Origin of the sequence: uncultured Aquimarina sp., from assembly GCF_947495315.1 — a bacterium.
Taxonomy (GTDB): Bacteria; Bacteroidota; Bacteroidia; order Flavobacteriales; family Flavobacteriaceae; genus Aquimarina.
The window spans coordinates 1-242 of the sequence record NZ_CANLYD010000062.1; the positions used below are offsets into that span (position 1 = coordinate 1).

Annotated in this window: 1 protein-coding gene; it reads right to left on the reverse strand. The window is 40.1% G+C overall.

Annotated features, from left to right (window positions below; all coding sequences use genetic code 11):
• Positions 1 to 242, reverse strand: a 242-nt coding sequence (locus Q0910_RS28590) for a hypothetical protein (RefSeq protein ID WP_299224270.1), incomplete at both ends; no start/stop codon positions are given.

A 242-nucleotide genomic window follows, 5' to 3' on the forward strand; every position in this document is an offset into this window, starting at 1 on the left:
ATGTTTTTGTAGGTAAAGGTGTTTGTGATACCTATGGTAAAATCTGGATTAGGATCTCCTATTATTTGTTGATCATCGGTAGTAATTACCCCGTCTAAATTACCATCTTCATCCGCTAAATCCGTGAATAATTGATCTCCAGCTTCGCCGCCTTCAAAAATGGCTGTTCCTTCTGGTAAATCTCCACCTTGGTAAACACCTCGATATTCGTATCCCCAAAAAACACCAACAGCTTCACCTTC